Origin of the sequence: Aureimonas sp. ME7, assembly GCF_903970965.1 — a bacterium.
GTDB lineage: Bacteria > Pseudomonadota > Alphaproteobacteria > Rhizobiales > Rhizobiaceae > Aureimonas.
Genome location: NZ_CAJCKW010000004.1, coordinates 24,399 through 50,836 on the forward strand (window position 1 = coordinate 24,399; position 26,438 = coordinate 50,836).

Sequence of the window (26,438 nt, forward strand, 5' to 3'; positions counted from 1 at the left end):
CCTACTTACATTCATGACTGAATGTAAGCAAGGAGGAGACATGCGAAGAACCAAGGCTGAGGCGCAGGAAACCCGAAGCGCCATTCTGGATGCGGCTGAGCACGTGTTCTTCGAGCGAGGCGTCAGCCAGAGCGCGCTCTCGCATATCGCTTCCCAGGCCGGAATCACGCGGGGGGCGATCTATTGGCACTTCGCGGGCAAGAGCGATCTCTTCCTCGCCATGCACGAGCGGGCGTTCCTGCCCGAGCGCGCCTTTATCGAAAGCCAGGGCCTGGAAACCTCGGCCGAGCCGCTCGGCGAACTGCATCGCTGCGCACTCGAATGCATCCAGCGTTTCGCCTCGGACGAAAGGGCGAAGCGCGTGTATTCGATCCTCCATCTGCGCTGCGAGTATGTCGGCGAGATGGAGGCGGTGATGAACTGCCACCGGCGGAACGAGGATGACATGCAGCAGATCATCCGCAAGGTGTTCGAGCGCGCGCGCGATCTCGGAGAGCTCAAGGCGCCCTGGCAGCCGGGGACGGCGGTGATCGCATGCGTCGGGACGTTTACCGGCCTGATCACCGAATGGTTGCGCGCGGGCGAGGACTTCGACATCCGCGAAACGGGAAAGCTGATGCTGGACGCGCTGTTCGCAGGCTTCGGCTCGGTCCGCGGGTTTTCCAGCGGAGCGACGACGGAAATCCTAGCATCCGCTTAAGTCACGTAAGGGACGCAACTCCTGAGCCGGGTCGGCCTTTGGTGATGCTCCCGTTCCGCAAACGTATGGGGCGTGCTGGAGAACTTTATCTCTTAATCGGCGCGTTCGTATCGGGCTGCCGGTGCGACCACGACATTTCCGTGTATGCATGCAACCTTGGGGAAAAGAAAATATTCCTACACTCCGGGTTCGGTTGTAGGAATCGGACCACCTTCAACGGAGTCGTCCAATGCCCCAGTTTGCCAACCATCTTTCGTCCGAGACGTCGTTTTCCGTGCGCAACCGGATCGATCCCGGCGGACGCGGGCGCCTTCAATGCCTCGTGGCGGTGGATATCGTCTCGACCTTCCTCGGCGTTTCGGCGGCCGACATCCTGTCGGAGCATCGGGCTCAGGCGCCGATCGCTAAGGCGCGACATGTGGCGATGTACCTGTCGCACATCGCCTTCCAGCTTCCGCTCAGCACGGTGGCGCAGGGGTTCGGCCGGGATCGCTCCAGTGTGACCTATGCCGTCGGCCGAATCGAGGATGCGCGCGACGATCGGAGCTTCGACGCTCTTCTCGCCCGCATGGAGGCGCTGACGACCTCCTGCCGACGCTTGGCGATGCCCGGCGCCGTCGAGGAGGACTTCTGAGCCGATGGCGGTTTGCGACGAATCGCCGCTCGCCCGTCTGGCGACCCGCAAGGGAACGGACGGTCGGCCCTTTCTCAGCCGGGACGAGGTGGAGGCGGGCGAGCGGCTCCGCGCGGACTTCACGCGCGGCGGAATGCTGCCGAGCGTCACGCAGCGTTGGGACCGGATGCCGGGATCGGGAGGCCGGATCGGGCCGGCGGACCTCAGCGATGCGGCGATGGACTGTCGAAGCCGCGTCGATCGCGCGCTACGGGCCGTCGGGCCGGAACTGTCGGGCGTCCTCGTCGATATCTGCTGCTTCCTGAAGGGGACGGAGTGGGTGGAGAAGGAGCGGCGCTGGCCGGCGCGCTCGGCCAAGCTGATGCTGAAGGCGGGGCTCGCCAGCCTGTCGCGGCACTACGGGCTGGTAGCCGTGGCGAGGGGAGCCGATGGGCGGGGAGGCGAGCCGCCGGCTCGCTGAGGCCGCGTCAGGCCGGCTGGAGCGCGCTTTCGGCGTCCGCCCGGATCCGCCGCACCATGGAGCGCAGGCCGTTGGAGCGCTGCGGGGTCAGGTGATCCTGCAGGCCGAGACGGGCGAAGACGGCGTCGGCGTCGAGGTCGAGGATCTCGTTCGCCGGTCTGCCGGAGTAGAGCGACAGCGCGATGGCGACGAGTCCCTTGACGATGTGGGCATCCGACTGCCCCGCGAAGAAGACGCGCGGGGGCGCGGCGTCGTCGCGCCGGCTGGTGAGCCAGACCTGGCTGACGCAACCCGGAACCTTGGTTCGATCGTTCTGGTCCGCTTCGGGCATCGCCGGAAGTTCGCGGCCGAGTTCGATCAGGTAGCGATACCGATCCTCCCAATCGTCGAGAAGCTCGAAGTCGGCGACGATCTCGTCGATATGGCGCATGGCGGTTCCGTATCCGGTCCGGGCTCGGGTCCTGTCGCGCTCATATAGGAAAACGCGGGCTGCGATGAAAGGCGGCTCAGGCGCCGTGCACGGGCGGCAGGTAGGGGCGCGGGGCCGGCGCGCCGTTGGCGGGGTGTTCGCTCGGGCGGGTCGGACGGATCGTCTCGGGCTGGTCCACGGGGCCGGGTACGGGGACGGATGGCTGGGCCCCCGTCGCCAAACCATAGACGAAGGCCATGCCCTCGGCGATGCGCTCGCCGGCGAAGACGGCGGCGTTGCGCCCGCTCTCGCAGGCGAGCGGCGCGCGTTCGCAAAAGCCGCCGAGGTCGGCCACGGCCTGCTGTACGCCGAAGATCAGGGACGCCGCGTTCAGATCGGACGGCGTGCCCGTTCCGTCCTCGTGCTTCGGGGCGAGGAAGAACAGGGCAAGGCCGATCAGGAAGGCAAGCTTCAAAAGAAAGCGCATGGGGGCCGGCGACCTGGCGATGACGAAACCCTGGATCGCACGCTGCGACCCGCGATGGCCAACCATATGCATCGATTTCGATTCAAATGAGATGATCGACCGGCCACTGTTGCAGGTTCGTCGTGCGGAAGCATGTGGGGCGAATGATACAAGCTATTGTTTTCGCTGCTATATGTTCGACAACGATGCATTAACCATAACTTCAACTCGGCGTCCCCGACGGTTGTGAGCCCTCGCTCCGTGGCGGTCTGGCGAAAGGCGGGGTGTTCTGGCTTATGCCTTCCTTAAAAGGTTAAGGCCAATCTCCCGGGCATGGTGAATGATGGTCCGGTGAGCCCATGATGGGTTCGAGTGCGGGCCAGCGCATATGGGTGAACGATGGCTCTGTCGCACAACAGCGGGAAGACGGGACGAGTGGCCGACTTCGCGGGACTTCGGCGCCAGATCGAGGATCGCTTCGCCGGTTTCCTGTCGTCGGGGATCCTCGATCCCAGCGCGCGTCGGCTTCGCGCCCGCCTCGTCGCGGGGCTGGTGGCAGCGAGCCTTCTGACGGCGATGCTGGCGCCGCTTGCGGCGATCGCGCCGGGCGGCGTCGTCCTCCTGCCGGCCGCGTTGACGATCGCCTTCGTGCTTCTTGGATCGGCGACGCTGGTCGCGGTCGGCTGCGAGCTGGCCCTGGTTCTGGCCGGCCTGCATCTCGCCGGCTCGATCGTTCTGGCCGCGCTGGCGATCGCGCTCGACAGTTTCTGGATCCTGGCGCTGGTGGCCGTCGGGCCGATCGAGGCTTGGAGCGCGAACCGGCCGCTTTCGGCCAAGCTGATGGTGCCGGCCGTTCTGGCGGCCGTCGGCGTCACCGGCTTTCTGTCGCTGCACGGCCTCGGGCCGGCCTCGCAAGGCTTTGCCGGCGCGCTCGTCGCCGTGCCGATGCTGACGGCCTATGCGACCTTCGTCACCTGCCGCTTCGCCTTCCGGAACAAGCTCGGCTTGAACGCTTCGGAAGCCTCGGCGTCCACGCCCTTCGTGATGCTCGATCTGGAGGGCCGGGTGACGGGTGGCGGCAACGGGATGACCGGGGAGGCCGGACAGGTCTTCGCGCACCGTCTGCATGTTCTCGATCGGATCACCTTTCTGCGCGCTCTCGACGCGATGCGCGACGGAGGAGAGGGGCGCGACCTCGAACTTCGGCTGCGGAGCGAGGATACGACTGAGAGCTATCGTACGGCCTTTGTCCGCCTCGTGCCGGTCGCGGGACATGGCCGCACGCTTGCGGGCGTTCGCGCCGAGTTCGAACGGGGCGCCACAGAGGCTCCGGCGCCTAAGGCCGCGACGGACGAGCATTCGGCTTTCCTCGCTACCGTGTCCCATGAGCTGCGCACGCCGCTGAACGCGGTGATCGGCTTCTCGGACATGCTCGATCAGGAGCTTTGCGGCGGGTTCACCGACCCTCGCCAGCGCGAATATGTCGGCCTGATCCGCCGCTCCAGCCAGCACGTGCTGGGCATCGTCAACTCGCTTCTCGACGTGTCGAAGATCGAGGCGGGTCGCTACGAACTGGAGCCGGTGGAATTCTCGATCGCCGAGGCGGTCCGCACGGCCGGCGACATGGTTCGCCCGGACGCGGACCGGAAAGGCCTGCGCCTGACCTTGCGCAATTGCGACGAGGCGGACACGATCGTCGCCGACCCGCATGCCTGCCGCCAGATCCTCATCAATCTCCTGTCCAACGCCGTGAAGTTCACCGAGGCGGGCACCGTTTGCCTGGCCGTCGGGCTCGACGCGGACTGGCTGACCCTGACGGTCAGCGACACCGGAATCGGCATCGAAGCCAAGGACATCGATCGTCTGGCTCGCCCGTTCGTTCAAGTCTCTCAAGGGGCCTCGCGCCGCTTCGAGGGAACGGGGCTGGGGCTTTCGCTCGTCAAGGGCTTGAGCGAGCTCCATCACGGAGCCATGCACATCCGCAGCCAGATCGGACGCGGCACGACCGTGACCGTTCGCATACCCACGGACTGCGCGGAGCGTATCCGCGCCGGCCACACCTCTTCCGACAATATCGTAGCGTTGACCGATGCCCGCAAAAAAACCAGCCTCATCCCGCAAGACTCGCAAACCCGTCGCTCGGCCTAATCCGGTGGCGATGGTGGCGGGTCAGGCCGCGATGCTGACGGGACGCACGGCCTTCGCCGGGCTGGCCGGCGGCGCGCGCATCATCATGGCGCGTCCGGCCCTGTTCGGCGGGATCGCGCTGTTCTCCGTGTCCGCCGGCCTCGTGGCCGACAACGCGCTGAACCGGCAGGGCGGGCCGCACCCGCATCCGATGCTGGTGACACGGGCGGTGGAAGCGGCGCAGGTCGCGGCGGTTCCAGCCGCTCCTGCCGCGCCGCGTGCGATCACCAACGATCCGCGCATCCTGCCGTTTCCGCTGGTGCGCGAAGTGCAGGCGCTTCTGGCGGAGGAGGGATACTACAACGTCGAGGTGGACGGACGCGCGGGGCAGGCGACCGATATGGCGATCCGTGCCTTCCAAGCTGACCGTGGCCTCAGGGTCGACGGGATGGCGACGCCGCTTCTCCTGACGCAGATCCGGCAGGCGGCCTCCGGCGACGGAACGCAGGTCGCCAGTCTCGAGCCCGATGCTTCGGTGACCGGTGCGATCGCTTCGGATGGCGGGGCGGATCTCGTTCGTGAGATTCAGGCCAAGCTCGCCGAAGCCCGGGTCGCCGACATTCGCGCCGACGGCATCCTCGGCGAGCAGACGCGGGCGGCGATCCGCACGTTCCAGGCGCTGGAAAGCCTCGACGTGACGGGCGAGCCCTCGATGGAGGTTCTGGAGCGCCTGCGCGCGGTCAGCGCCGGGCACTGACGCCATGCGCCTGACGAGCGAGATGTTCGCGGCCTACGTGGTCCGGCGCGTCTTTGCGGACGGCGGCTTCGCGGCGGTTCTCCGGCGCGGCGCGGAGGCGGCGGGGGCGATGTTCTTCACGCTGCGCGAGCGCGACGGCTCGATCCGCCTCCTGTGCCCGGCACCGCAATCGCTGGCCGACGAAAAGGGCGATCGCCGTTTCCTGATGGAGGCGATCGCGGACGAGGACAAGCTGGAGCAGCGCTTTGCGCGCGAGGCACGGTTCGACCCGGACTTCTGGGTGGTGGAACTCGAGACCGACCAGCCGGAACGCTATCTGACGATCGTTCCGGGAGACTGAGGGGCCGACGTCAGCCTTCCGCCTCTCGCGGGGCGGGGCGTTCGACGCGGCGGCCGAACTCGCGGCGCGGCTGAACCACGGCGCGCACGCTTTCGGGCGCGGCCACCGGCTGGTGGCGATGGGCATGAAGGCGCGAAGCGCTGACCATCGAGCGGCAGTCCTCGACCTTCAGCGTCCGATAGTACAGGGCGAGACGATCGAAGGCCCGGACATCCAGACCGATCGCCGGCTTCAACATCATCAGGATGCTCATCGCGTCGGCCGACTTCGCGGCCAGCGCCTTTAGCGCGACGGCGAGACGCTCTCCGCTCGCATCCTCCATGATCGTGGCGAGAATCTTGTCCGACAATGACAGGGCGCTGGCCAGCCCCTCGTAGAAGCGCGCGTCCTCCCGGTCCATGGCGAGGGCGACGAGGTCTTCGAGGCGCGCGGGCGCAGGAGCGCCGGTGGAGGGGCTGCGTCCGGTAAGAGCCAGGCGGCGAAGGGCTTCGCGCACGGCGTCCACCGTGGTTTCCGATCTGCGCACGGGGCGTCTCGGCTCGAGAAGCGGGGTTTCGGCGAGGAATTCGGGCGAAAGCGAGGGGCTTTCGGGCAGCGTCCTTGCCGCCGGTGGCGGTTCGGCTTCGAGCGTGGGCTCGGGCAGGGGATCGGGAACCGATGTCGGACGGCTGAGCCGCTTGTCGACGAGACGGGCGACGCGTTCGTCCCCGGACTGCTGGAGGCTGAGGAGATCGGCGTCCGAAAGGGTTGGGCTCGATACGAGGAAGGGCGCGGAAATCTCGATCGGCGCGGCGATGAGAAGTTCGACGATCCCCCGGGGAACGCGGGGGGAATGCGACAGGACGGCGCCGACGCCGCGCCGTGTTTCGTCCGCGATGCGCGCCCACAGCGGGGTAACGAGCCGCGCCAGATCCTCGCTCTGCCGCTGCGACGGGTGGCGCAGCGAACCGTAGGCGGAGACGGCAGCCGTCACCACGGTATCGAACTCCTGCTGGCCCGACTGGCGTTCGAGGGATCGGAAGATCCGCGGTGCGGCGTCCTTCATGGGGCTCCAGATGCTGGTTCGGTGCTGAGTCCGTCAGCCATGAAAACTAGAAGGAATCTCTTAGCGACCTGTTAACCCTGCGAAGCTTGGCCGCGGCTGACCGACGCTGGTTGTTTCGCGACGCTCGACGCGGCGGTCAGCGCCGGACAAGGCCTGTCGCCGATGGTCTGGCCGGGCGGGGTTCGCGTTGCTTTTCAGTCCTCGACCAGACACTGCGGAAGCCCATATAGGCTGACCGAACGCATTGGATGGTCCCGGCTGGAGGGAGCGAGATGACCAATATCCACCAACTCGTCTGGCCCGAGCGAGGGCCGGCAATCGCTGCGGGCGAAGATGCCGGACCGCGCGTCTCGGCCGAGGTCCTGATCCTGCCATGCGTGCGCCGCGAGCGGCTGGAGGCGGATGTTCGGCCGATCCAATCGGGTCTCCACTGCCAGACGCTGAGGACGGCGGACTGCGCGTCCTGATCGGATCGGTCAGTTCGGCGTTCGGCCGGCTTCCTCCGGGGTCGCCGGGCGACAGGTGATCGAGCGCACGAAGCGATCCACGAAGGGTCGGTCGCTTTCGCCCTCCACCAGCGAGCGGACCATCAGATAGCCCTGCGCGACCGGCAGTTCGACCGGGATCATGTTGCCTTCGCTCTCGCTGCCCTCGATCCGCGCCAGATCGAGCTGCTCGCGCGTGCCGACCATGATGTCGAGCGCGCCTTCCAGCGCGACACGCTCGCTGATCGAATAAAGATTGTCGCCGTTTCGCCCGTAGATCGAGGCCGTCCAGAAGCTCGTTCCCTCGTCGGCATAGATCCGGGCGGGACCGTCCGCGACGGAAAAGCGGCAGGCGGCATCCATGAAGGCGGGGTCGATGAAGACGAAGTTCGCGGACTCGGCAGACGGATCGCCCCGCGCCTCGATGCGCACCACCGAATACAGATCGCCGAGCCGCGAAAGGCGGCTCCACGCGTCGTTCTCCGCGCGGGAGGGGACGGCGAGAACGATGGCGATGTGGGCGATCGCCGCGCCGACGAAGCCGACGAGAACGGCAAGAAGAAGCTTACCCATCTGCGAGGCACCCCGTTCGCACGATGAAGGGCATGGCGATCGGCGCGGCGCCGCTGTCGGTGCTCACCGGCGTATCGTAGAGCGTCAGCGCCAGAACGTAGCTACCCGTGCCTTCCAGGGCGAGCCAATTGCCCGGCTGGGCCAGGGCGCCGACCGAGATCACCGCGCGATTGTCGTCCGAGCGCATCCAGTTCAAGGACACGAGATGGGTCGGGCGGCCCTCCGTGGCCGGCATGGGACGCCCCGTTGGTTCGAAGGCGGACAGGGTGGTGACGCGGGCGGGGGGGTAGGCGCCTTCCAGACGGTAGTTGCACTCGCGCCGAAGCTCGCGGCCTCCTGTGTCGGTGCGAGCCTGGAACGCGACGCCTTCGCCGAGGCCGAGAGTCAGGTTGCCGGAGCGCGCGAGGCGGGCCTTGGAATAGGGATCGGCGCTCGGCGAGCCGGCCGTACGGTCGGCGTGCCAAGGGCCGACGACGAGGATGTCGGCGCCCTCGTAATGGTCCAGCATATAGGATGCCGACCAGCCGCCGAGGCCGAGCGCGATGCCGATGGCAAGGATGGTGAGAAGCAGGAAGCGCATGGGGGTTCTATGGCCCCGAACGGGACGGGGCGCCAGACCGGTTCGTCAGCGCCGCACGACGGGCGGCGCCGGGTCGGGCGCGGAGGCCGCGAACTTCTCCGGCCCTGCCGGCTCGATGCTAGAGAGCAGTTTCTCGAGGTCTGACAGGACCTTGCGCGTGTTGTTGTTGATGATGCTCGGGCGCGCGATCTGCGGCGCGCCGTCGCCCTCGGGCTTGGGAACGTCGATCGTGCCGGGGGCGGGGATCGGATTGTCGATATAGGGGATCGGGCGCAGTTCGATGCCCTGGTGCGCCGCTTCCATGAAGCGCTGCCAGGTCATGGCGGGAAGGCCGCCGCCCGTCAGCTTGTTGGTCGGGCGATAACTGTCGTTGCCGAACCAGACGGCGGCGGTGAAGTTGCCGGTGAAGCCGACGAACCAGGCATCGCGGTAGCTTTGGGTGGTGCCGGTCTTGCCGCCGGCGCGCGTCATCGACAGGCGCGCGCGCCGGGCGGTGCCGACCTCGGGGATGCGCACGAACATCGAGTTCATGCTCTTCGTCGCCTGCTCAGACAGGACGCGGCGGCGCGGGGGCATGTCGCGCTGCGCATCCCATAGGACATGGCCTTCGGCATCGGTGATCTGCTGCACCGCATGGCGGTTGGAGGACAGGCCGCCGGCGGGGAACACGGCGTAGCCCGTCGCCTGATCGAGGATCGTCACCTCGTTGGTGCCGAGCGCGATGGTCTTGTCGCCGCGCAGCGGGGTTTCGACGCCCATCGCCTTGGCGAGCTCTGCGACCTTGCCGGGCCCGGATTCCTGGCTGAGCTTGACGGCGACCGTATTCAGCGAGCGGGCCATCGCGTCCTGGATCTGAATGCGGCCGGCGAACTTGTTGCCGTAGTTCTGGGGCATCCAGTTGCCGACGCGCACGGGACCGTCGACGATGAAGTCGCTCGGCTTGTGACCGTTTTCCATGGCCAGCGCGTAGACATAAGCCTTGAACGAGGAGCCCGGCTGGCGGAGCGCACGGGTGGCGCGGTTGAACTGCGACAAGCCGTAGTCGCGGCCACCGACGAGTGCGACGACGCCGCCATCGTCGGCGATCACGGCCATGGCGCCTTCCTCGACGGCGTAGGCCTTGCCGTATTGGCGCAGGTGGAAGTCGACCGATTCGTCGGCAAGCTTCTGAAGGCCCATGTCGATCGTGGTGCGGGCGACGAAGGTGCGTTGGGGAAGTTTGGCGGCGATGCGCTGGATCTCGTCGAAGGCGAAATCAAGGAAGTAGTCGGGCGAGCGGATCACCGAACGGTCCACCGCCGTCGCGGGATGGCGGCGGGCGGCGACGACCTGACCCTCGGTCATGAAGCCGGCATCCACCATGGCACCGAGCACGACGTTGGCGCGGGCGCGGGCTGCGGGCAAGTTGTTGTGCGGGGCGTATTGCGTCGGTGCCTTGAACAGGCCGGCGAGCATGGCCGATTCTGCGAGGTTCACGTCGCGGATGTTCTTGCTGAAGTAGAACTGAGCGGCCGCCGCCGCGCCGTTGGCGCCGCCGCCCATATAGGCGCGGTCGAGATACATGCCGAGGATCTCGCGCTTCGTGAGATTGGCCTCGAGCCAGAGCGACAGAAAGGCCTCGTTCACCTTGCGCTCGAAGGAGCGCTCGTTGGACAGGAAGAGGTTCTTGGCGAGCTGCTGGGTCAGGGTCGAGCCGCCCTGGACGACGCCGCCGGCCCGCGCGTTCTGGCCCAGCGCACGGCCGAGGCCGATGAAGTCGATGCCCCAATGTTCGAAGAAGCGACGATCCTCGGTGGCGAGCACGGCCTTGACGAAATGATCGGGCAGTTCGTCGATGGGAACGGCGTCCGCCTTGAGGATGCCGCGACGGCCGATCTCGTTGCCGTGGCGATCCAGGAACAGGACGGAATAGTCCGCCTGCTGGGGCAGGCCGGCGACGGTCTTCTTCATGGCCGGCTGGGCGAGTACGAGGAGGGCGATGAAGCCGGCGACGCCGATCGTCAGCGTCTCGCAGGTGAGCTCGACCACCACGCGGTTGAAGCCGCGGACGCGAAAACGGCGGGAAACGATGGTGATCGTTTCCCAAGCCGCCGAAAATCCATGAAAAAGCCGCCAGAGGGTGGTATCGAGCCACGCATCGACTTCGATCAGACGAGACGGGGCGCGGCGCCCCTTCGGCTTGGACGAAAACAGATTTCGCACGGTCTGAACACAATCCCCCGGCGCGCGGCGACGACGCGCCAGCCCATACTAACCGAACCCACCGGCGAAACAATCGAGCCCGAGGCTTTCCCTTCGGTTACCCCCTGCGCATGGGTAGATATGGATTGGGGTGGATCCGAGGCGAGACCGGCATGGAACGGACCTGACGAAACGTGATGAACGATCAGCCTTTCTGGCAACGTAAGACGCTGGAGGAGATGACGCCCTCGGAGTGGGAATCCCTTTGCGACGGCTGCGGGCGCTGCTGCCTGAACAAGCTGGAGGACTGGGATACGGGCGAGATCATCTGGACGCGTGTCGCCTGCCATATGCTGGACGGGGACAGTTGCCGATGCTCGGACTATCCGAACCGGCATGCGAGCGTGCCGGACTGCGTGACGCTCGATCCCGGCCTCGTGCGCTCGATCCCCTGGCTGCCGCCGAGCTGCGGCTACCGGCTCGTGGCGGAAGGGCGCGACCTCTACTGGTGGCATCCGCTCGTTTCGGGCGATCCGGACACGGTACATGCGGCCGGAGTTTCGGTGCACGGGCAGACGATCAGCGAAGAGGGCATGGAGCCGGAGGACTACGAGGAGCATCTGGCGGACTGGCCGGGCGAGGACCCCGGCGAGGGCCAACGTCCGGTCGACAGGAAAATAATCTGATTTAGGAAAATAGTCATTGACAGCGTGACGGTCCGGATATAGGGTTCAGGCACAGTCGGATTGGTGCGCTTCACGGAGGCGGTCGGTTCCCGGAAGGGACGGCCGCCTTTTTGGCGTGCCCCTGCAAGCGGGGATCGGGATGGCGGACGAGGCACTTCTTTCGGAGCGGCTGTTCGCCGCGCTGACAGCCGAGATCGCCGCCTTCGAGAAGCGACCGCGCCGGACGGCGCCGCCGGGCGAGGTGCTGCCGAAGAAGACGGCGGCCGAGCGCAGCGCGGACGCGAAGGCGCGGGTGGACGCGATCTCGCAGCTGACGCGCACGCTGGAGAAGCTCCTGGAGCTGAAGCGGCTGGAGGCGATGTCGCGCGAGACGGGGCGGGCGGAGGACGAGGCGGAGGCGGCGCGCCTGCGGGCGGAGATGCTGAAGCGGCTGCGCGCGATCGACGCGCGCCGCGAAGGGCGCGCCGGGCTGTTCGAGGCGGCCGTCTGATGGACGGCTTCTGGGCGGAGGTCGAGGAGGAACTGGCTGCCATGCCGGCGCATGTCCTGCGGGGCGCGATGCCGGGCTGGGCGGCCTGCGCGAGGCCGGCGCAGTTGCCGCCGCCGAGCGACTGGCGGCAGTGGCTGCTGATCGGCGGGCGCGGGAGCGGCAAGACGCGGGCGGGCGCGGAGTGGATCCGGGCGTTGGCTCTAGGCGAGGCGCCGCTCGGGCCATGCGTCCACGGGCGGATCGCGCTGGTGGCGGAAACGCTCGGCGACGCGCGGGAAGTCATGGTGGAGGGGGAGAGCGGGCTGCGGTCGCTGGACTACGAGACGCGCCCCGTTTTCGAGGCGACGCGCCGGCGGCTGGTGTTCCCGAACGGGGCCGTGGCGCAAATCTTTTCCTCCGAGGACCCGGACGCGCTTCGTGGCTACCAGTTCGACGCGGCCTGGGGCGACGAGCTGGCGAAATGGACCTATGCCGACGCCTGCTTCGACAACCTGCAGCTGGCGCTGCGGCTGGGGCGGCATCCCCGCATGGTGCTGACGACGACGCCGCGCGGCGTTCCGATCCTGAAGCGGCTGTTGGCCGAGGATGGAACGGCGGTGACGCGGATGCGAACGGCCGAGAACGCCGGCAATCTGTCGGATGGTTTCGTTGAGGCGATGGACGCGCGCTACGGCGGGTCGCGGCTGGCGCGCCAGGAACTCGACGGCGAGATGATCGAGGCGCGCGACGATGCGCTGTTCGACCGGGCGGCGATCGACGCCTCGCGCGTTCGCGCGGTGCCGGATCTTCGACGCATCGTCGTGGCGGTGGATCCGCCGGCGTCGTCCGGGCAGCGCTCGGACGCCTGCGGGATCGTGGCGGCAGGGCTGGGCGCGGACGGGACGGCCTATGTCCTGGCGGACCGCAGCCGGCGCGGGATGAAGCCGCCGGAATGGGCGGCGGCGGCGATCGCACTCTTTCGCGAATGGGAGGCGGACCGGATCGTCGCCGAGGTGAACCAGGGCGGCGAGATGGTGGAGGCTGTGCTCCGGGCGGTGGCGCCCGACGTGCCGGTTTCGAGCGTTCGCGCCTCGCGCGGCAAGTGGCTGCGGGCCGAGCCTGTGGCGGCGTTCTACGAGCAGGGGCGGGTGCGCCATGCCGGGAACTTCGCCGATCTCGAAGACGAGATGTGCGATTTCGGGCCGGACGGATTGTCGAACGGGCGCTCGCCGGACCGGCTGGACGCCCTGGTCTGGGCGATCACGGCCCTGATGCAGCCGCGCGCGGAGCCGCGCGTACGACGTCTTTGACGCCAACGACTTGGCGCTTCCGCTTCAACGGAGACATGAGATGGGTTTGGGGACGAAGCTGAAGGCCTTCGCGGGCCTTGGCGGCGCGGACGCGCGCGCGCCGGAACGCCGGTCGGGCGGCTATGGCGGGGGAACGCTGGTGTTTTCGGGCGCCGGCGACGAGGCGGATTGGAGCGAGCGCTCCTATGCCGGGCTTTCGCGCGCCGGGTTCATGCGCAATCCGCTGGTGTACCGCTGCGTCCGGCTGGTGGCGGAGAACGCGGCGGCGGTGCCGCTTCTTCTCTACGACGGCACGCGGGAGGTGGAGGCGCATCCGCTGCTCGACCTCCTGCGCCGGCCGAACGGAATGGGGGACGGGGCGGCACTGGTGGAAGCGCTGGTGGGACACCTCCTCCTGTCGGGCGCCGCGCATGTGGAGGCGAGCGTTCTGGACGGCCGGCCGAGGCTTCTTCATGCGCTGCGGCCGGACCAGACGCGCGTCGTTTGCTCGGCGGACGGATGGCCGGAGGTGGTGGAGCACCGCACCGGCGGGCGGGTGCGGCGCCTCGGCCTCGACGGGGACGGGGATCGGCCGGCGAGCGTGCTGGCGATCCGGCTGTTCCATCCGTTGAGCGAGGCGGACGGGTTCGCGCCGATCGCGGCGGCGCAGACGGCTCTGGACCTCCACAACGCGGCGACCCGCTGGAATAAGGCGCTTCTGGATAACTCGGCGCGGCCTTCGGGGGCGCTGGTGTATCAGGCCGGGGATGGGAGCAATCTTTCGCCGGACCAGTTCGAGCGACTGAAGACGGAGCTGGAAAGCGGCTATGCCGGCGCGGCGCGCGCCGGGCGGCCGATGCTGCTGGAGGGTGGGCTGGACTGGAAGGCGATGGCGCTTTCCCCGCGCGACATGGATTTCATGGAGGCACGCAATGGGGCCGCGCGCGACATCGCGATCGCCTTCGGCGTGCCGCCGATGCTGCTCGGCATTCCGGGCGACGCGACCTATGCCAACTATGCCGAGGCCAACCGGGCACTGATCCGGCTGACGGTGCTGCCGCTGCTGTCAAGGCTGTGCGGCGCGTTGGGGAACTGGCTCGGCGCTTATTTCGAGGGCGGCGAGCGGCTGCGGCTCGGCTACGACGCGGACCGGATCGAGGGGCTTTCGGTGGAGCGCGAGGCGCTCTGGTCACGGCTGGGATCGGCCGGCTTTCTCGACGACGACGAGAAGCGCGAGGCGGTGGGCTACGGCCCGCGCGAACCTCGGCGGGATCGATAGGCTCATCACACAAGGGGGATCGAGACATGGATACGATGGCGGGGGACGTCGCGTCCCCCTTGGCGCTGTTCGGCGCCAAGCTGGCGGGGGCGATCGGCGGATCGGTGGTGTCGATCGCCTACCTCCTGCCGTCCGGTCGGCGGGAAGCGGCGGCGCGGTTCCTGACCGGCGCGGTGACGGGGCTGGTGTTCGGCGGGCCGGCGGGGCTGGCGCTGGCCGAGCACCTCGACCTGGCGGGCCGGATCGGGGCGGCGGAACTGGCGCTGATGGGATCGGCGGCGGTGAGCCTTTGCGCCTGGTGGGCGCTGGGTGCGGGCCAGCGCTTCACGGACGGACTGTTCTCGGTCGCCGCGCTGAAGCGGAGCGTCGGGCGATGACGCGGGTGCCGAACGTGAAGCGGACGCGATCGCTGGCCGCACAGGAAGCGGACGCCGGCGTCATTCGCGGCTATGCCAGCCTGTTCGACAGGGTGGACAAGTCCGGCGACCGGATCCAGCGCGGAGCCTTCGCGCGCTCGCTGGCGGAACGGACGGCGGCGGGTATCCGCATGCTGTGGCAGCACGATCCGGGCGAGCCGATCGGCCTTTGGACCATGCTGCGCGAGGACGAGCGCGGGCTCTATGCCGAAGGGCGGCTGGAGCTCGGCAGCCGGCGCGGGCGCGAGGCGATGGCGCTTCTGCGCAGCGGCGCAATCGACGGATTGTCGATCGGCTTTCGCGCCCGGCGCGCCGAGCCGCTGCGCGGGGTGGCGCGCCGGCTTCTGACCGATATCGACCTTTGGGAGATTTCGGTCGTGACCTTTCCCATGCAGGAAGCGGCGCGCGTCACGGAAGCGCGCTCGTTCGCGGGCGATTGGGCGGGGCGCCTCCGGGCGGCGGCCCGGCGCATCGCGCCGCCGGGTTTGGCCGCGCCGGCCTGATCGCGGCTTCTTTCATTTCCCCCGAAACGTCCCGCGCCGAGCACCGGTGGCGGGACGTCTTCGTTTCAGCCGAGGAGACGACATGCAGAACCACAACCAGACGTCGCTGGAAACCAAGGCGGGCGGCGGGCGCGAGGGCGCGCAGGCGTTCGACGACTTCATGGAGGCGTTCGACGCGTTTCGCGAGGCGAACGACGACCGTCTCGACCAGATCGAGAAGCGGATGAGCGCGGACGTTCTGACCGACGAGAAGGCCGAGCGCATCTCGAAGGCGATGGACGAGCACGAGAAGCGCATGGAGCGCCTCGTCCTCAAAGGCCTGCGCCCGCCGGCGGGCGGGGCGGAGACGGCGAGCGGCCAGCCGAGCGAGCATCGCTCCGCCTTCGAGGCCTACGTGCGCGGCGGCGACGAAAGCCGGCTGCGGCGGCTGGAGGAGAAAGCGATGTCCGGCCTCGTCGGGGCGGACGGCGGCTTCCTTGTGCCGAGCGAAACGGAGGTGGAGATCGGGCGCCGGTTGGCGGCGGTTTCACCCATTCGCGGCATCGCGGGCGTTCGCACGGTTTCGTCGGCTGTCCTGAAGAAGCCCTTTGCGATCACCGGGGCGCAGACGGGCTGGGTGGGGCAGGCGGACGCGCGGCCGCAGACGGCAGCGCCGCAGCTTGCCGAGCTGGCCTTCCCGACCATGGAACTCTACGCCATGCCGGCGGCGACCAACGCGCTGCTCGACGATGCGGCGGTGGATATCGACGCCTGGGTCGGCGAGGAGGTCGAGCAGGCCTTCGCCGCGCAGGAAGGAGCGGCCTTCGTCAGCGGCGACGGCGTTTCACGGCCCAGGGGCTTCATGGCCTATCCGACGGTCTCCGAAAGCAACTGGGCCTGGGGCAGCGTCGGCACGGTGGCGACCGGCTCGAACGGCGCGTTCCTGGCCGGCACGGCGGCGGATGCGCTGATCGACCTGATCTACGCGCTGAAGGCGGGATACCGGCAGAACGCCAGCTTCGTGATGAACCGGCGAACGCAGAGCACGATCCGCAAGCTGAAGGACGCGGAAGGCAACTACCTCTGGCAGCCGCCGACGGCGGCCGGCGGACGCGCGACCCTGATGGGCTTTCCGGTGGTGGAAGCCGAAGCGATGCCGGACATCGCGGCCGGGGCGCGGGCGATCGCCTTCGGCGACTTCGGGCGGTTCTACCTCGTGGTCGATCGGCAGGGGGTGCGCGTTCTGCGCGACCCGTATTCCGCCAAGCCCTACGTCCTCTTCTACACCACGAAGCGCGTCGGCGGCGGGATCCAGGACTTCGACGCGGCCAAGCTCCTGAGCTTCTCGGCCTGACGGGGCGGGCGGAGCCGCGATGGCGGCGGCCCCGTCTTTCCAGCCTGCAAACGGAAACAAAGGGGGCGGGATGATCTGGATCGACAGTGGAGCGCCGGCGACGGAGCCGGTGAGCCTTGCGGCTGCGAAGGCGCATTTGCGGATCGAGCGGGACGACGAGGACGAACTGGTCCTCGGGTTGATCCGCTCGGCGCGCGAGGCGCTGGAGGCGCGCACGGGGATGGTGCTCGGACGTCGCGGGTTTCGGCTGTGTCTTGAGGACGCCCGCGAGGGGACGCTGTGGCTGACGCGGCGACCGGTGCGCGGCGTCGTCATGGCGCAGGTCTTCGACGCGGACGGCGATGCGGCGGAGATCGAAGCGACGGCCGTGCGCATCGCGGCAAACGGCGAGGCTCTAATCCTGCCGCGCGCGGTGCGGGCGGGGCGGAACGGGGTCGAGATCGATCTCGACATGGGGCTGGCGGCGGAGGAGGTGCCGGAGATGCTGCGGGTCGCGATGCTGCAGCTCGTGGCGGCGTCCTACGAGATGCGTGGGGTCGGCCAGGGTTCGATGCAGCCGGCGGTGATGCCGCCGCTGGTTCGCGGGTTGATCGCGCCGTTTCGGCGGATCGGGCTTTAGATGGTGCCGCTGTTTCTGGACGCGGGGCTCCTTCGCCACCGCGTCACCATCGAGCGCAACGAGGTTCTGCCCGACGCGATGGGCGGCGGGCGGGCCAACTGGGTGGAGGTCGGCGAGACGTCGGTTCGGTTGGAGCCGATCCGTGCGGAGGTGGAGGAGCGTCTCGAGCAGCGTGTGGGGGTGGCGACGCACCGGGTGACCTTGCGGGCGCGAGCCGGTTTGGAGCGCGGGATGGCGTTTCGCTTCGGCGCGCGACGGCTTCTGATCCGCACGGTGCAGGATCCGGACGAGACGGGGCGGTATCTCGTGTGCCGCTGCGAGGAGGAGGCGTGATCGGGCGCGGGAGCGTCCGGTTTCGGCCGGACGGCTTGCGCAAGGCGTTGGGCAGCCGAGTTCGTGAGGAGGCGGTTCGGCGTGTGGTGACGGCGCTCGGCCAGGATGCCGGCGATACGCTTCCCCGATCGGATGCCCAAAAGTTAACAGGGTTCGAACGCGCCGAGCGCTTATCACGCGATGTGTAGTTTGATATCTTCGCGTGAAACCCCGAGCAAAGAGGATCGTGTGACATGGCGCATCCGAGCGCGGAACTGCAGACCACCGTCGTTTCCACACTGACGAGCGACCAGGCGATACTCGGCCTTCTGGGCGGGCCGAAGGTGTTCGACCACGCGCCGGAGCGCATGGCGTTTCCCTATCTGACGCTCGGCCGGACGGCGGTGATCGACTGGTCCACCGGGACCGAGGACGGGGCGGAGCATATCCTGACGCTGCACGTCTGGGCCAAGGGCGGCTCGAAGCAGGAAACCTACGAGATCATGGACAAGGTCTCCAACCGACTGCACGACCAGGCGCTGCCGCTTTCGAGCCACCGGCTGGTGAACATGCAACTCAAGTTCGCGGAAGCGCGACGCGAGCCAGACACGGATGCCTATCACGGCATTCTGCGGTTTCGCGCGGTGACGGAGTCGCTGGCCTAAACGACGACGATACAGAGACAATCGCAAGCAAGGGCGGTCCGGAGGGGCCGCCCTTTTTCGTTTCGAGGACATGGGCAAGGAGAGTGGAATGGGCGCGCAGCGGGGCAAGGACTTTCTCCTAAGGGCCGACGCGGAGAACACGGGCGAGTTCGCGACGGTGGCGGGGCTTCGCTCGCGCCGGCTTTCGTTCAATGCCGAGACTGTGGACGTGACCGACAGCCAGAGCGCGGGACGTTGGCTCGAGCTGCTCGGCGGGGCGGGGGTACAGCGGGCCTCGCTCTCCGGTTCGGGCATCTTCAAGGACGCCGCGTCCGACGCGGTGATCCGGCGCCTGTTCTTCGAGGGGCGCGTCGCGGCGTTCGAGGCGGTGATCCCGGATTTCGGGACGGTCAGCGGGCCGTTTCAAGTGACGGCGCTGGAATATTCCGGCGAGCACAATGGCGAAGTCTCGTTCGAGATCTCGCTGGAGTCCGCGGGCGTGCTGGCTTTCGGGGCGCTTTGAGATGGCGGTGAACCGGCGGCGGGGCGAGGTGGAGGCGGTTCTGGACGGGCGGGCGCGCAGGCTCTGCCTGACGCTTGGGGCGCTGGCGGAACTCGAGGATGCGTTCGCGCTGGAGGACATCGCGAGCCTGGCGCAGCGCTTCGGCAACGGTCGGCTTTCGGCGCGTGATCTGACGCGGATCATCGGTGCGGGGCTTCGCGGCGGAGGCGAGGCCGTGTCGGACGACGAGGTGGCCGCGATGACGATCGAGGGCGGTGCGGCTGGGGCCGCACGGGTCGCGGCCGAACTGCTGACGGCGGCCTTCGGCGAAGCCGGAGAGGACGCCGGGCGCCCTCGCTAGCCGCCGCGCCGGATGGGCCCGAGGGTGCGGCGGCTTTTCCCTGGGATGAACTCGTGGGCGTGGCGGTGAACGTCCTGCACTTGACGCCACACGACGTCTGGCGCGCGACGCCGCGCGAACTGGCGCTGGCGCTGCGGCCGTTCGCGGCGCGCGGCACGCCGCCCTCGCGCGGGGCGCTCGACGAACTGATGAAACCCTTTCCCGATCGGAGGGGACCCGATGTCTGACACCGTGGACGCCATGCGCATCTCGGTCGAGGCCGACACGCGCGGTTTCGAGCGCGCGCTGGCCGATCTCTCGACCCGCGCCAACGCCTTCGGCACGGCGCTGAACAGCGCCTTCAGAGGTGCTGTCGGTGGCGGCAAGTCGCTCGACGGCGTGTTGCAGCAACTGGCGGGGCGGATTTCGACGATCGCCCTCGATGCAGCCTTGAGGCCGCTGACGCAGATGGCCGGCGGAATGCTTGGTCAGGTTTTGTCGGGGGTCGGGGGAGGCGCGGCGACGGCTGCGACCAGCAGTATCGTGCCGTTCGCCAAGGGCGGCGTCGTTCGGGCGCCGAGCTTCTTTCCGACCGGCGGGCAGATCGGGCTCATGGGCGAGGCGGGGGCGGAAGCGATCATGCCGCTGAAGCGTGGGGCGGACGGATCGCTCGGGGTCGCGGTGCAGGGCGGGGGTGCGAAGGGGGCGGGGTCGATCGTCTTCAACATCTCGACGCCGGACGCTGCGAGCTTCCGCAAGGCGGAGGGGCAGATCCAGGCGATGATCGCGCGCGCGGCGCTGCGTGGGCAGCGAGGGCTTTGACGATGATCGCATCCTTCAGCGAGGAGCGGTTTCCGCTTCGCGTCGCCTTCGGCACCACGGGCGGACCGGAGCGGCGCACCGACATCGTGCGGCTTTCCACCGGATACGAAAACCGCAACCAGCGAACGCGCCACTCCTTCCGGCGCTACGACGCCGGGTCCGGCGTGCGAAGCCTCGACGATCTGGCGGCTGTGCTGGAGTTCTTCGAGGCACGGCGCGGGCGGCTCGTCGGGTTTCGCTTTCGCGACCCGTTCGACCATGCATCGGCGCGGATGGGAACGGCGGTGACGCCCTTCGATCAGGTCTTGGGGGGCGGAGACGGCGAGACGGCGGAGTTCGCGCTCGCCAAGCGCTACGGGACGGAGGCGGATGCCTACATCCGACCGATCGTGAAGCCGGTGGCGGGAAGCCTGCGCATCGGCGTCGACGGGGCGGAGGTTTCGGCGGGGTGGGCGCTGGACGCGGTGCGCGGGACGGTGTCCTTCGCGGCCCCGCCGGGGGTGGGGGCGCGGCTGACGGCCGGGTTCGGGTTCGACGTGCCGGTGCGCTTCGACATGGATCATCTGGCGATCAATGTCGCGGCTTTCGAGGCCGGCGACATTCCGACGATCCCGCTCGTGGAGGTGCGGCCATGAGGGCGATCTCGGAGGCGTGGTCGGAACGCCTGCGCCGGCCCGCAACGACGCTGGCGCACGCCTGGCGGCTGAGGCGGAGCGACGGTTTCGTGCTCGGCTTCACCGATCATGACGAAGATCTCGCCTTCGCGGGAACGGTGTTTCGCGCGGCGACGGGATGGACGGCAGGCGAAGCGGAGCAGACGCTGGGGCTCGCGGCTGGCAGCCAGGGGATCGAGGCGGCGCTCTGCGACGAGGCGCTGCGGGAGGAAGATATTGCGGCGGGGCTCTATGACGCGGCGGTGGTCGAAATCTTCCGGGTGGACTGGCAGGCGCCGGACGATCACCTTCTGATGGACGTTGCGGATCTTGGCGAGGTGACGCGGACGCGCAACGCCTTCACGGCGGAACTGCGGGGGATCGCCGCAAGGCTGGAGCGGCAGACCGGGCGCTTCTATCGGCGTCGGTGCGACGCGGTGTTCGGCGACCGCCGCTGCGGGATCGATCCGGGGGAATGGACGCGCCAGGGGACGCTGGCGGCGCTTCTCGACGGGGCCATCCTCGTGGAAGGGCTGGGCGAACTGGATGCGGCGTTCGGGCTCGGGCGGCTGGCCGTGGCCGACGGGAGTTGGCGCGCGGTGGGTTCGGTGCGTCCTGAAACGGGACGCGCGGATGTGGTGCGGATCGAGCTGCCGCAGCCTTTGCTTCCCGCTTGGGATGTGGGCGATCCGGTTCGGCTCGTCATCGGCTGTGACAAGGCGTTTGCGACCTGCCGGGATCGGTTCGGCAACGGTCTGAACTTTCGCGGATTTCCGCATATGCCGGGGACGGATGCGGCGCTGGGTGTTGCCAAGTCGGGCGCTCTCCATGACGGCGGACCCGTGGTTCCATGAGCACTCGGAGCGACGTGCTCGCGGCCACACGCGGGTTTCTCGGGACGCCGTACCGGCATCAAGGGAGCCGGCGAGGGGTCGGGTGCGACTGCCTCGGGTTGGTTCGCGGCGTCTGGCGCGAGCTTTACGGGGCGGAGCCGGAACGGCCCGGACCCTATTCGCCGGACTGGGCGGATACCGGGGACGGCGACCCCCTCTTCGCTGCCGCTTTGAGGCACTTCATTCCCATCGGGAACGGCGAGACCGGCGACCTCGTCCTGTTTCGCTGGCGGGAGCGAGGGCCAGCCCGCCATTGCGGCATTCTGGACGTGGCGGACGCTGCCGGGCAGCGGGTGATCCATGCCTATGAGGGATCGGCTGTCGTGTCCTCGCCGCTGACGCCGGGCTGGGCCGGGCGGATCGCAGGGGTGTTTCGTTTTCCCGAGAAGGTTTGAGCCATGGCGACGGTACTTCTGCAGGCGGCGGGCGGAGCGCTCGGCGGGATGATCGGCGGCCCGTTCGGGGCGGTGGCGGGGCGGGCGCTTGGAGCGCTCGGCGGCTATGCCGTCGACAGCCGACTGTTGAACGGTCGGACGCAGCGCGAAGGCGCGCGGCTGACGGCAAACCGGGTGATGGAGGCGGACGAGGGAGCGGGGGTCGCGCGCGTCTACGGCACGGCGCGGGTGTCCGGTCAAGTCATCTGGACGACGCGGTTCGAGGAGGTGCAGAGCACCGAGCGGCAGGGCGGCAAGGGCGGCGGGGCGGGAGCCGCGACGACCTCCTACAGCTATTTCGGCAATGTCGCGGTCGGGCTCTGCGAGGGGCCGATCGCCTGCGTTCGCCGGGTCTGGGCGGACGGGGAGGAACTCGATCTGGCGGCGACGCAATGGCGCCTGCATCGCGGCGACGAGACCCAGGCGCCCGATCCGCTGATCGAGGCGAAGCAGGGGCGCGGCAACGCGCCGGCCTATCGCGGGCTGGCCTATCTCGTGTTCGAACGCTTGCCGCTGGAGCGCTGGGGCAACCGCATTCCGCAGATATCCTGCGAGGTCGTCCGGGTGGTGGGGTCGCTCGAGGGAAACATCCGCGCGATCACCATTATTCCGGGCGCGACGGAGCATGGGCTCGACCCGATCGTGGTTCGCGAGCGGATCGGGGAAGGCGAGGACCGATTTCTGAACCGGAACATGCTGCACGGGGCGAGCGATTGGTCCGCTTCGCTGGACGAACTGACGGCGCTGTGTCCGAAGTTGGAGCGGGCGGCGCTGGTGTGCGCATGGTTCGCAGACGATCTGCGTGCGGGACGCGCGACCTGCCGGCCGGGCGTCGAGACGCGGGTGCGCGACGAAACGGAGGTCTGGCGGTCGGGCTCCGTCGGACGCGAGGGGGCGAGACTCGTCAGCCAAGTGGACGGCGGGCCGGCCTACGGGGGTACGCCGTCGGACGCAGGCGTTCTCAGAGCGATCGCGGCGCTGCGAGCGAAGGGGTTGAAGGTGACCTTCTACCCCTTCCTGCTGATGGACGTTCCGCCGGACAATCGGCTGCCAGACCCCTATGGGGACGGGTTCCAAGCCGCGTTTCCCTGGCGCGGGCGGATGACGCTCGACCGGGCGGAGACCGAGACGGGAACGGCCGACCGGACGCAACGGGCGCGGCAGGACATCGAGCGCTTCGTCGGATCGGCTCGTGCAGAGCACTTTCGGGTCACGGGCGGAGAAGTTCGGTACGAGGGACCGGTGGAGTGGTCGTACCGCCGGATGATCCTGCATCAGGCTCACCTGGCGCGGGTGGCCGGCGGGGTGGACGCCTTCGTGATCGGCTCGGAGATGCGCGGGCTGACGCGGCTGCGGGACGGCGACGGGCGCTTTCCGTTCGTGGAGGCCCTGATCGCGCTGGCTCGGGAGGTGAAGGCGCTTCTGCCGGCGGCGACGGTGACCTATGCGGCGGATTGGAGCGAGTATTTCGGCTACCAGCCGGCGGACGGGTCGGGCGACGTGTTCTTCAACCTCGATCCGCTATGGGCGGAGCCCTCGATCGGGGCGGTGGGGATCGACAACTATCTGCCGCTGACCGACCACCGGGACGGGGATGCGGGGTCGCCGTACGACGTCGGCGAACTGACGGCGGGGATCACGGGCGGCGAGTATGCCGAATGGTTCTATGCGGATGGCGGAGCGCGGGAGCGCGGCGAGCGGTCGCCGATTACGGACGGGCTTGGCAAGCCGTGGGTGTTTCGCGCGAAGGATCTGCGGTCCTGGTGGGAGAATGCGCACCACGAGCGGCGCGGCGGGCGCGAGCTGGAAGGGGCGACGGACTGGGTGCCCCGGTCAAAACCGATCTGGTTCACCGAGCTCGGGTGTCCGGCGGTCGACAAGGGGGCGAACCAGCCGAACGTGTTCGTCGATCCGAAATCGGCGGAGAGCGCGTTTCCGCATTTTTCCGACGGTGGACGGGACGACCTTCAGCAGCGGCGGTTTCTGGAAGCGCATCAGGCGCATTGGGACCCGGACGTTGCGGGGTTCGAGGAGGGACGCAATCCGGTCTCACCGATCTATGGCGGGCGTATGGTGCCGGCGGATGCGATCCATCTTTGGACCTGGGATGCGCGCCCGTTCCCGACCTTTCCTGAACGCGCGAGCCTTTGGCGGGACGGCGACAACTGGCGGCGCGGACACTGGCTGTCCGGCCGGCTCGGACGCGGGCCGCTCGACGGGCTGCTGGCGGCGCTGCTGCGTGACCACGGGATCGAGGACTTCGATCTTTCGGAGGTGGAGGAACTGATCGGCAGTTTCGTCGTGTCGGAACCCGGTAGCGCAAGGGGCGAGATCGAGGACCTGCTTCGGCTGTGCGGCATAGAGGTGCGCGCGGAGGCGGGGCGGCTGTGCTTTCGCTCGGCAAGGCGGGGCGCGCCGGTAGAGCGGCCACTTGCGCTGGTGGACGGTGACGACGAGGCGCGGTTCGAGATCCGCCGCTCGCAGGCCGACGAGTTGCCCGGCGAGATCGTGGTCGGGTTTGCGGACGCGGACCGCACGTATCGCCCCGCAGTTGCCGAGGCGGATTTCGGCCTGCGCGAAGGGCCGAACCAGGCGAGCATCGAACTGACGGTCGTCATGACGGAAGGAGAGGCTCGGCGGCTGGCCCGAGGGCTGCTGGTGCGGGAGGGGGAGGAACGAGAAACCGCCCGGTTTGCCGTTTCGCCGACCGAGATCTGGCTGGTGCCGGGAGATCGGATCCGGCTCGACGAGGTGCCGGGGACCTGGCAGATCGAACGGATCGAAGACGGTGCCGCCCGAAGGATCGAGGCGCGTCGGTTGCCCCCAGGGGGACGTGCCGGAGGGACGGACGAGGGCAAGACGGGCGTCGAGCCTGTGGGACCGGTGTTTGCTTCACGCCCGGTGGTGCACACCCTCGATCTGCCGAAGCTTGAAGCGGGCGACGAGCGAGGGGGCGAACGGATCGCGATATCCGCGCGGCCTTGGGTGCCCTACGCCGTTTTGGGTTCCACATCCCGTAGCGGCCATTCGCCGGTTCTGGAGGTGCGCTCGCGAGCGGTGGTGGGGCGGCTCGTGGAGGCGCTGGAGAGTGGGCGCGAGACGATCCTCGATCGCACCAACGTCATCGTGGTCGATCTTTCGTCGGGAAGCCTGTCGTCGCTCGATCCAGCGCGGGTTCGCGCCGGGGAGAACCGGGCAGCGGTGCATACGGCAAGCGGAGGGTGGGAGGTTCTGTCGTTCGATGTGGCGGAGGAGGTCGCCCCGTCGCGTTGGCGCCTCTCGAACCTGACGCGGGGCATCGGTGGAACGGGCGAGGAGGCGCAGGCCGGTTCGGCGGCAGGGAATGCCTTCGTGCTTCTGGATCGGGGCGTCGGGCGAGTCGAGGCCGGATCGAACGAGGATTGGCTGGTGGTTCCGGCAGGACATACCCTGGACGATCCGGCTGCCGTTCGCTGGGAAGGAGCGGCGGGACTTCGATGGAAGCGGCCGCTGTCGCCGGTGCATCTACGAGGCCGGTACGGCACCGACGGGCTGGAGCTTTCCTGGATACGGCGGACGCGATCGATCGACGACGCCTGGGACGGGGTCGACGTCCCCATGGACGAGGAGCGCGAGGCTTATGAAGTGTACCTCACGTTCCCGAACGGACGGCACGTGATCGAACGCGTGTCCGAGCCGAAGCTGCGGCTGACGAGTGCCGAACTGGCGGCACAAATGGGCGAACTGTCGGCTTCGATCTCGGTTGAGGTCGCCCAGGTCAGCCAGTCGGTCGGGGCGGGTGCGCGGACGCGACTTGCTCTGCATTCGACCTGAACTGGATCATCCACGGAAACGAAAGGCCATTCGAATGGAGGAAACGATGCGTTGGTATGAAAGCAAGGCCGTATGGGCCGCCGCGCTCGCTCTTGCCGGTGCGGTGTCGGGATTGCTCGGCTTCGATCTCGTCGGGCTGGAAAGCGAGGACACGGTTCTCGCGATCACGGCGGCGGGAAGCGCCGTGGGGGCGGCGGTGATCGTCCTTCGCAGTCTGCGGAAGGTGGCCCGGGCCGGGTAGCGGGAAGCCCGGGGAGCTGCGTGGAACGCGCTCCCCGGGCATTCATTCGACATTCAGCGACCCGCAGCTAGAGTGGGAATCGCCTGACGACGGATGACCCATGACCCGATACCTGTTCCGCCGCCGATTCCTGTCTGCCGCCTTCCTGTTCCTCACGGGTTTGGAAGCGGCTTCAGCTGCGATCGGCTCGCCGGATGATATCGCGGATCGGCGACCCGGACCCGAACCGGTGCTGATGGCGCAAGGCGGATGCGCGGCGGCCGTCGCGCAGGCGGAGGATCGGACCGGAGGGCGGGTTCTCTCGGTTCGAAGCGTGCAACAGGGCGACCGGGTGGTTTGCGTCGTGACGGTTCTCGTGCCGGCGAGCGACGGCAATCGTCCCCGACGCCAGACGATCACAATCGAGCAGTAGTCGGAGAATAAGACCGGATTC

31 protein-coding genes and 2 pseudogenes are annotated in these 26,438 nt (G+C 68.5%); 27 read left to right on the forward strand and 6 right to left on the reverse strand.

Features of this window, described 5'->3' with window-relative positions:
* Nucleotides 1-40 precede the first annotated feature (40 nt).
* The 3 genes and pseudogenes from H7A85_RS08845 to H7A85_RS08855 all read left to right on the forward strand — a co-directional run.
* Nucleotides 41-700: a TetR family transcriptional regulator gene (locus tag H7A85_RS08845; protein WP_182085577.1), complete on the forward strand. Its 660-nt coding sequence runs from the start codon at nt 41-43 to the stop codon at nt 698-700.
* A gap of 229 nt (nt 701-929) precedes the next feature.
* On the forward strand, nt 930-1,334 hold the full coding sequence (locus H7A85_RS08850; protein ID WP_182085578.1) for a helix-turn-helix domain-containing protein: 405 nt from the start codon (nt 930-932) through the stop codon (nt 1,332-1,334).
* Nucleotides 1,335-1,353: 19 nt separating this feature from the next.
* Nucleotides 1,354-1,734 (forward strand): annotated as a pseudogene (locus H7A85_RS08855) (DUF6456 domain-containing protein); the annotation flags it as partial.
* A gap of 67 nt (nt 1,735-1,801) precedes the next feature.
* Here the strand turns inward: H7A85_RS08855 and H7A85_RS08860 are convergent.
* Together H7A85_RS08860 and H7A85_RS08865 are read right to left on the reverse strand one after the other, a co-directional pair.
* Entirely contained in the window at nt 1,802-2,224 is a 423-nt protein-coding gene (locus H7A85_RS08860; protein ID WP_182085580.1) for a SufE family protein, read from the reverse strand.
* Nucleotides 2,225-2,300: 76 nt separating this feature from the next.
* Entirely contained in the window at nt 2,301-2,690 is a 390-nt protein-coding gene (locus H7A85_RS08865; protein WP_182085581.1) for a DUF5330 domain-containing protein, read from the reverse strand.
* 414 nt (nt 2,691-3,104) lie between these two features.
* Between H7A85_RS08865 and H7A85_RS08870 the strand changes: the two genes are divergently transcribed.
* From H7A85_RS08870 to H7A85_RS08880, 3 genes are read left to right on the forward strand one after another with little or no spacing between them, the layout of a single operon-like run.
* Nucleotides 3,105-4,817 carry a HAMP domain-containing sensor histidine kinase gene (locus H7A85_RS08870; RefSeq protein WP_182085582.1) on the forward strand — a complete coding sequence of 571 codons (1,713 nt, stop codon included), beginning with the start codon at nt 3,105-3,107 and terminating at the stop codon, nt 4,815-4,817.
* Between the two features lie 10 nt (nt 4,818-4,827).
* Nucleotides 4,828-5,553: a peptidoglycan-binding protein gene (locus H7A85_RS08875; RefSeq protein WP_182085583.1), complete on the forward strand. Its 726-nt coding sequence runs from the start codon at nt 4,828-4,830 to the stop codon at nt 5,551-5,553.
* Nucleotides 5,554-5,557: 4 nt separating this feature from the next.
* A complete protein-coding gene (locus H7A85_RS08880; RefSeq protein WP_182085584.1) occupies nt 5,558-5,893 on the forward strand; it encodes a DUF1491 family protein in 336 nt (111 codons plus the stop codon).
* A gap of 10 nt (nt 5,894-5,903) precedes the next feature.
* On the opposite strand, the gene H7A85_RS08885 is transcribed toward H7A85_RS08880, so the two are convergent.
* Complete coding sequence (locus H7A85_RS08885; protein WP_182085585.1) at nt 5,904-6,938, reverse strand: hypothetical protein; 1,035 nt, start codon at nt 6,936-6,938, stop codon at nt 5,904-5,906.
* 272 nt (nt 6,939-7,210) lie between these two features.
* Here H7A85_RS08885 and H7A85_RS08890 point away from each other — a divergent pair, with 272 nt between their 5' ends.
* Nucleotides 7,211-7,405, forward strand: coding sequence for a hypothetical protein (locus H7A85_RS08890; protein ID WP_182085586.1), 195 nt, complete (start codon nt 7,211-7,213; stop codon nt 7,403-7,405).
* 9 nt (nt 7,406-7,414) lie between these two features.
* Here the strand turns inward: H7A85_RS08890 and H7A85_RS08895 are convergent, their stop codons facing one another.
* Genes H7A85_RS08895 through H7A85_RS08905 form a run of 3 tightly spaced genes read right to left on the reverse strand, consistent with a single transcriptional unit; the run spans nt 7,415 to nt 10,778 of the window.
* Entirely contained in the window at nt 7,415-7,996 is a 582-nt protein-coding gene (locus tag H7A85_RS08895) for a DUF1254 domain-containing protein (RefSeq protein WP_182085587.1), read from the reverse strand.
* On the reverse strand, nt 7,989-8,576 hold the full coding sequence (locus H7A85_RS08900; protein WP_182085588.1) for a DUF1214 domain-containing protein: 588 nt from the start codon (nt 8,574-8,576) through the stop codon (nt 7,989-7,991). Before H7A85_RS08900 ends, H7A85_RS08895 begins: the two co-directional genes overlap by 8 nt.
* A gap of 45 nt (nt 8,577-8,621) precedes the next feature.
* Nucleotides 8,622-10,778, reverse strand: a complete 2,157-nt coding sequence (locus tag H7A85_RS08905) for a PBP1A family penicillin-binding protein (protein ID WP_182085589.1) — start codon at nt 10,776-10,778, stop codon at nt 8,622-8,624.
* A 176-nt stretch (nt 10,779-10,954) separates the two neighbouring features.
* Between H7A85_RS08905 and H7A85_RS08910 the strand changes: the two genes are divergently transcribed.
* The 20 genes and pseudogenes from H7A85_RS08910 (at nt 10,955) to H7A85_RS09005 (ending at nt 26,417) form a co-directional block, all read left to right on the forward strand.
* Nucleotides 10,955-11,443 carry a YcgN family cysteine cluster protein gene (locus H7A85_RS08910; protein WP_182085590.1) on the forward strand — a complete coding sequence of 163 codons (489 nt, stop codon included), beginning with the start codon at nt 10,955-10,957 and terminating at the stop codon, nt 11,441-11,443.
* Between the two features lie 115 nt (nt 11,444-11,558).
* Entirely contained in the window at nt 11,559-11,933 is a 375-nt protein-coding gene (locus H7A85_RS08915; RefSeq protein WP_182085591.1) for a hypothetical protein, read from the forward strand.
* Between the two features lie 41 nt (nt 11,934-11,974).
* Complete coding sequence (locus tag H7A85_RS08920; protein WP_244631091.1) at nt 11,975-13,222, forward strand: terminase family protein; 1,248 nt, start codon at nt 11,975-11,977, stop codon at nt 13,220-13,222.
* Nucleotides 13,223-13,262: 40 nt separating this feature from the next.
* Nucleotides 13,263-14,480: a phage portal protein gene (locus H7A85_RS08925; protein ID WP_182085593.1), complete on the forward strand. Its 1,218-nt coding sequence runs from the start codon at nt 13,263-13,265 to the stop codon at nt 14,478-14,480.
* 35 nt (nt 14,481-14,515) lie between these two features.
* Nucleotides 14,516-14,857: a DUF6107 family protein gene (locus H7A85_RS08930; protein WP_348519697.1), complete on the forward strand. Its 342-nt coding sequence runs from the start codon at nt 14,516-14,518 to the stop codon at nt 14,855-14,857.
* Complete coding sequence (locus tag H7A85_RS08935) at nt 14,854-15,399, forward strand: HK97 family phage prohead protease (protein ID WP_182085595.1); 546 nt, start codon at nt 14,854-14,856, stop codon at nt 15,397-15,399. Before H7A85_RS08930 ends, H7A85_RS08935 begins: the two co-directional genes overlap by 4 nt.
* Before the next feature lie 82 nt (nt 15,400-15,481).
* Entirely contained in the window at nt 15,482-16,732 is a 1,251-nt protein-coding gene (locus H7A85_RS08940; RefSeq protein WP_182085596.1) for a phage major capsid protein, read from the forward strand.
* Nucleotides 16,733-16,802: 70 nt separating this feature from the next.
* Nucleotides 16,803-17,351, forward strand: a complete 549-nt coding sequence (locus H7A85_RS08945) for a phage head-tail connector protein (protein WP_182085597.1) — start codon at nt 16,803-16,805, stop codon at nt 17,349-17,351.
* A complete protein-coding gene (locus tag H7A85_RS08950) occupies nt 17,352-17,684 on the forward strand; it encodes a phage head closure protein (protein ID WP_182085598.1) in 333 nt (110 codons plus the stop codon).
* Between the two features lie 233 nt (nt 17,685-17,917).
* Nucleotides 17,918-18,328 (forward strand): DUF3168 domain-containing protein, encoded by a 411-nt coding sequence (locus tag H7A85_RS08955; protein ID WP_182085599.1) that lies wholly within the window; start codon nt 17,918-17,920, stop codon nt 18,326-18,328.
* Between the two features lie 88 nt (nt 18,329-18,416).
* Nucleotides 18,417-18,830 carry a phage major tail protein, TP901-1 family gene (locus H7A85_RS08960; RefSeq protein ID WP_182085600.1) on the forward strand — a complete coding sequence of 138 codons (414 nt, stop codon included), beginning with the start codon at nt 18,417-18,419 and terminating at the stop codon, nt 18,828-18,830.
* A 1-nt stretch (nt 18,831) separates the two neighbouring features.
* Complete coding sequence (locus H7A85_RS08965) at nt 18,832-19,170, forward strand: gene transfer agent family protein (RefSeq protein ID WP_182085601.1); 339 nt, start codon at nt 18,832-18,834, stop codon at nt 19,168-19,170.
* Between the two features lie 47 nt (nt 19,171-19,217).
* Nucleotides 19,218-19,397: pseudogene (locus H7A85_RS08970) on the forward strand (phage tail assembly chaperone); the annotation flags it as partial.
* Nucleotides 19,390-19,971 carry a phage tail tape measure protein gene (locus H7A85_RS08975; RefSeq protein ID WP_182085603.1) on the forward strand — a complete coding sequence of 194 codons (582 nt, stop codon included), beginning with the start codon at nt 19,390-19,392 and terminating at the stop codon, nt 19,969-19,971. The pseudogene H7A85_RS08970 and the gene H7A85_RS08975, both read left to right, overlap by 8 nt.
* Before the next feature lie 2 nt (nt 19,972-19,973).
* Nucleotides 19,974-20,606, forward strand: a complete 633-nt coding sequence (locus H7A85_RS08980; RefSeq protein ID WP_182085604.1) for a DUF2460 domain-containing protein — start codon at nt 19,974-19,976, stop codon at nt 20,604-20,606.
* The gene (locus H7A85_RS08985; protein ID WP_182085605.1) at nt 20,603-21,478 is read left to right on the forward strand and encodes a DUF2163 domain-containing protein; all 876 of its coding nucleotides are present in this window, start codon (nt 20,603-20,605) and stop codon (nt 21,476-21,478) included. The genes H7A85_RS08980 and H7A85_RS08985 overlap by 4 nt, the downstream gene beginning before the upstream one ends.
* On the forward strand, nt 21,475-21,912 hold the full coding sequence (locus H7A85_RS08990; protein WP_182085606.1) for an NlpC/P60 family protein: 438 nt from the start codon (nt 21,475-21,477) through the stop codon (nt 21,910-21,912). The genes H7A85_RS08985 and H7A85_RS08990 overlap by 4 nt, the downstream gene beginning before the upstream one ends.
* Before the next feature lie 3 nt (nt 21,913-21,915).
* Nucleotides 21,916-25,764, forward strand: a complete 3,849-nt coding sequence (locus H7A85_RS08995) for a glycoside hydrolase/phage tail family protein (protein ID WP_182085607.1) — start codon at nt 21,916-21,918, stop codon at nt 25,762-25,764.
* A gap of 46 nt (nt 25,765-25,810) precedes the next feature.
* Nucleotides 25,811-26,005 carry a hypothetical protein gene (locus tag H7A85_RS09000; RefSeq protein ID WP_182085608.1) on the forward strand — a complete coding sequence of 65 codons (195 nt, stop codon included), beginning with the start codon at nt 25,811-25,813 and terminating at the stop codon, nt 26,003-26,005.
* Between the two features lie 100 nt (nt 26,006-26,105).
* A complete protein-coding gene (locus H7A85_RS09005) occupies nt 26,106-26,417 on the forward strand; it encodes a hypothetical protein (RefSeq protein ID WP_182085609.1) in 312 nt (103 codons plus the stop codon).
* The last annotated feature ends 21 nt before the right edge of the window (nt 26,418-26,438 follow it).

Excerpts from the sequence above, each read along its gene's own strand:
- H7A85_RS08845 (WP_182085577.1), top strand. The coding sequence starts at position 41 with ATGCGAAGAACCAAGGCTGAGGCGCAGGAAACCCGAAGCGCCATTCTG.
- H7A85_RS08850 (WP_182085578.1), top strand. The coding sequence starts at position 930 with ATGCCCCAGTTTGCCAACCATCTTTCGTCCGAGACGTCGTTTTCCGTG.
- H7A85_RS08860 (WP_182085580.1), bottom strand. The coding sequence starts at position 2,224 with ATGCGCCATATCGACGAGATCGTCGCCGACTTCGAGCTTCTCGACGAT.
- H7A85_RS08865 (WP_182085581.1), bottom strand. The coding sequence starts at position 2,690 with ATGCGCTTTCTTTTGAAGCTTGCCTTCCTGATCGGCCTTGCCCTGTTC.
- H7A85_RS08875 (WP_182085583.1), top strand. The coding sequence starts at position 4,828 with ATGGTGGCGGGTCAGGCCGCGATGCTGACGGGACGCACGGCCTTCGCC.
- H7A85_RS08880 (WP_182085584.1), top strand. The coding sequence starts at position 5,558 with ATGCGCCTGACGAGCGAGATGTTCGCGGCCTACGTGGTCCGGCGCGTC.
- H7A85_RS08885 (WP_182085585.1), bottom strand. The coding sequence starts at position 6,938 with ATGAAGGACGCCGCACCGCGGATCTTCCGATCCCTCGAACGCCAGTCG.
- H7A85_RS08890 (WP_182085586.1), top strand. The coding sequence starts at position 7,211 with ATGACCAATATCCACCAACTCGTCTGGCCCGAGCGAGGGCCGGCAATC.
- H7A85_RS08895 (WP_182085587.1), bottom strand. The coding sequence starts at position 7,996 with ATGGGTAAGCTTCTTCTTGCCGTTCTCGTCGGCTTCGTCGGCGCGGCG.
- H7A85_RS08900 (WP_182085588.1), bottom strand. The coding sequence starts at position 8,576 with ATGCGCTTCCTGCTTCTCACCATCCTTGCCATCGGCATCGCGCTCGGC.
- H7A85_RS08910 (WP_182085590.1), top strand. The coding sequence starts at position 10,955 with ATGAACGATCAGCCTTTCTGGCAACGTAAGACGCTGGAGGAGATGACG.
- H7A85_RS08920 (WP_244631091.1), top strand. The coding sequence starts at position 11,975 with ATGCCGGCGCATGTCCTGCGGGGCGCGATGCCGGGCTGGGCGGCCTGC.
- H7A85_RS08925 (WP_182085593.1), top strand. The coding sequence starts at position 13,263 with ATGGGTTTGGGGACGAAGCTGAAGGCCTTCGCGGGCCTTGGCGGCGCG.
- H7A85_RS08930 (WP_348519697.1), top strand. The coding sequence starts at position 14,516 with ATGGCGGGGGACGTCGCGTCCCCCTTGGCGCTGTTCGGCGCCAAGCTG.
- H7A85_RS08935 (WP_182085595.1), top strand. The coding sequence starts at position 14,854 with ATGACGCGGGTGCCGAACGTGAAGCGGACGCGATCGCTGGCCGCACAG.
- H7A85_RS08940 (WP_182085596.1), top strand. The coding sequence starts at position 15,482 with ATGCAGAACCACAACCAGACGTCGCTGGAAACCAAGGCGGGCGGCGGG.
- H7A85_RS08945 (WP_182085597.1), top strand. The coding sequence starts at position 16,803 with ATGATCTGGATCGACAGTGGAGCGCCGGCGACGGAGCCGGTGAGCCTT.
- H7A85_RS08950 (WP_182085598.1), top strand. The coding sequence starts at position 17,352 with ATGGTGCCGCTGTTTCTGGACGCGGGGCTCCTTCGCCACCGCGTCACC.
- H7A85_RS08955 (WP_182085599.1), top strand. The coding sequence starts at position 17,918 with ATGGCGCATCCGAGCGCGGAACTGCAGACCACCGTCGTTTCCACACTG.
- H7A85_RS08960 (WP_182085600.1), top strand. The coding sequence starts at position 18,417 with ATGGGCGCGCAGCGGGGCAAGGACTTTCTCCTAAGGGCCGACGCGGAG.
- H7A85_RS08965 (WP_182085601.1), top strand. The coding sequence starts at position 18,832 with ATGGCGGTGAACCGGCGGCGGGGCGAGGTGGAGGCGGTTCTGGACGGG.
- H7A85_RS08975 (WP_182085603.1), top strand. The coding sequence starts at position 19,390 with ATGTCTGACACCGTGGACGCCATGCGCATCTCGGTCGAGGCCGACACG.
- H7A85_RS08980 (WP_182085604.1), top strand. The coding sequence starts at position 19,974 with ATGATCGCATCCTTCAGCGAGGAGCGGTTTCCGCTTCGCGTCGCCTTC.
- H7A85_RS08985 (WP_182085605.1), top strand. The coding sequence starts at position 20,603 with ATGAGGGCGATCTCGGAGGCGTGGTCGGAACGCCTGCGCCGGCCCGCA.
- H7A85_RS08990 (WP_182085606.1), top strand. The coding sequence starts at position 21,475 with ATGAGCACTCGGAGCGACGTGCTCGCGGCCACACGCGGGTTTCTCGGG.
- H7A85_RS08995 (WP_182085607.1), top strand. The coding sequence starts at position 21,916 with ATGGCGACGGTACTTCTGCAGGCGGCGGGCGGAGCGCTCGGCGGGATG.
- H7A85_RS09000 (WP_182085608.1), top strand. The coding sequence starts at position 25,811 with ATGCGTTGGTATGAAAGCAAGGCCGTATGGGCCGCCGCGCTCGCTCTT.
- H7A85_RS09005 (WP_182085609.1), top strand. The coding sequence starts at position 26,106 with ATGACCCGATACCTGTTCCGCCGCCGATTCCTGTCTGCCGCCTTCCTG.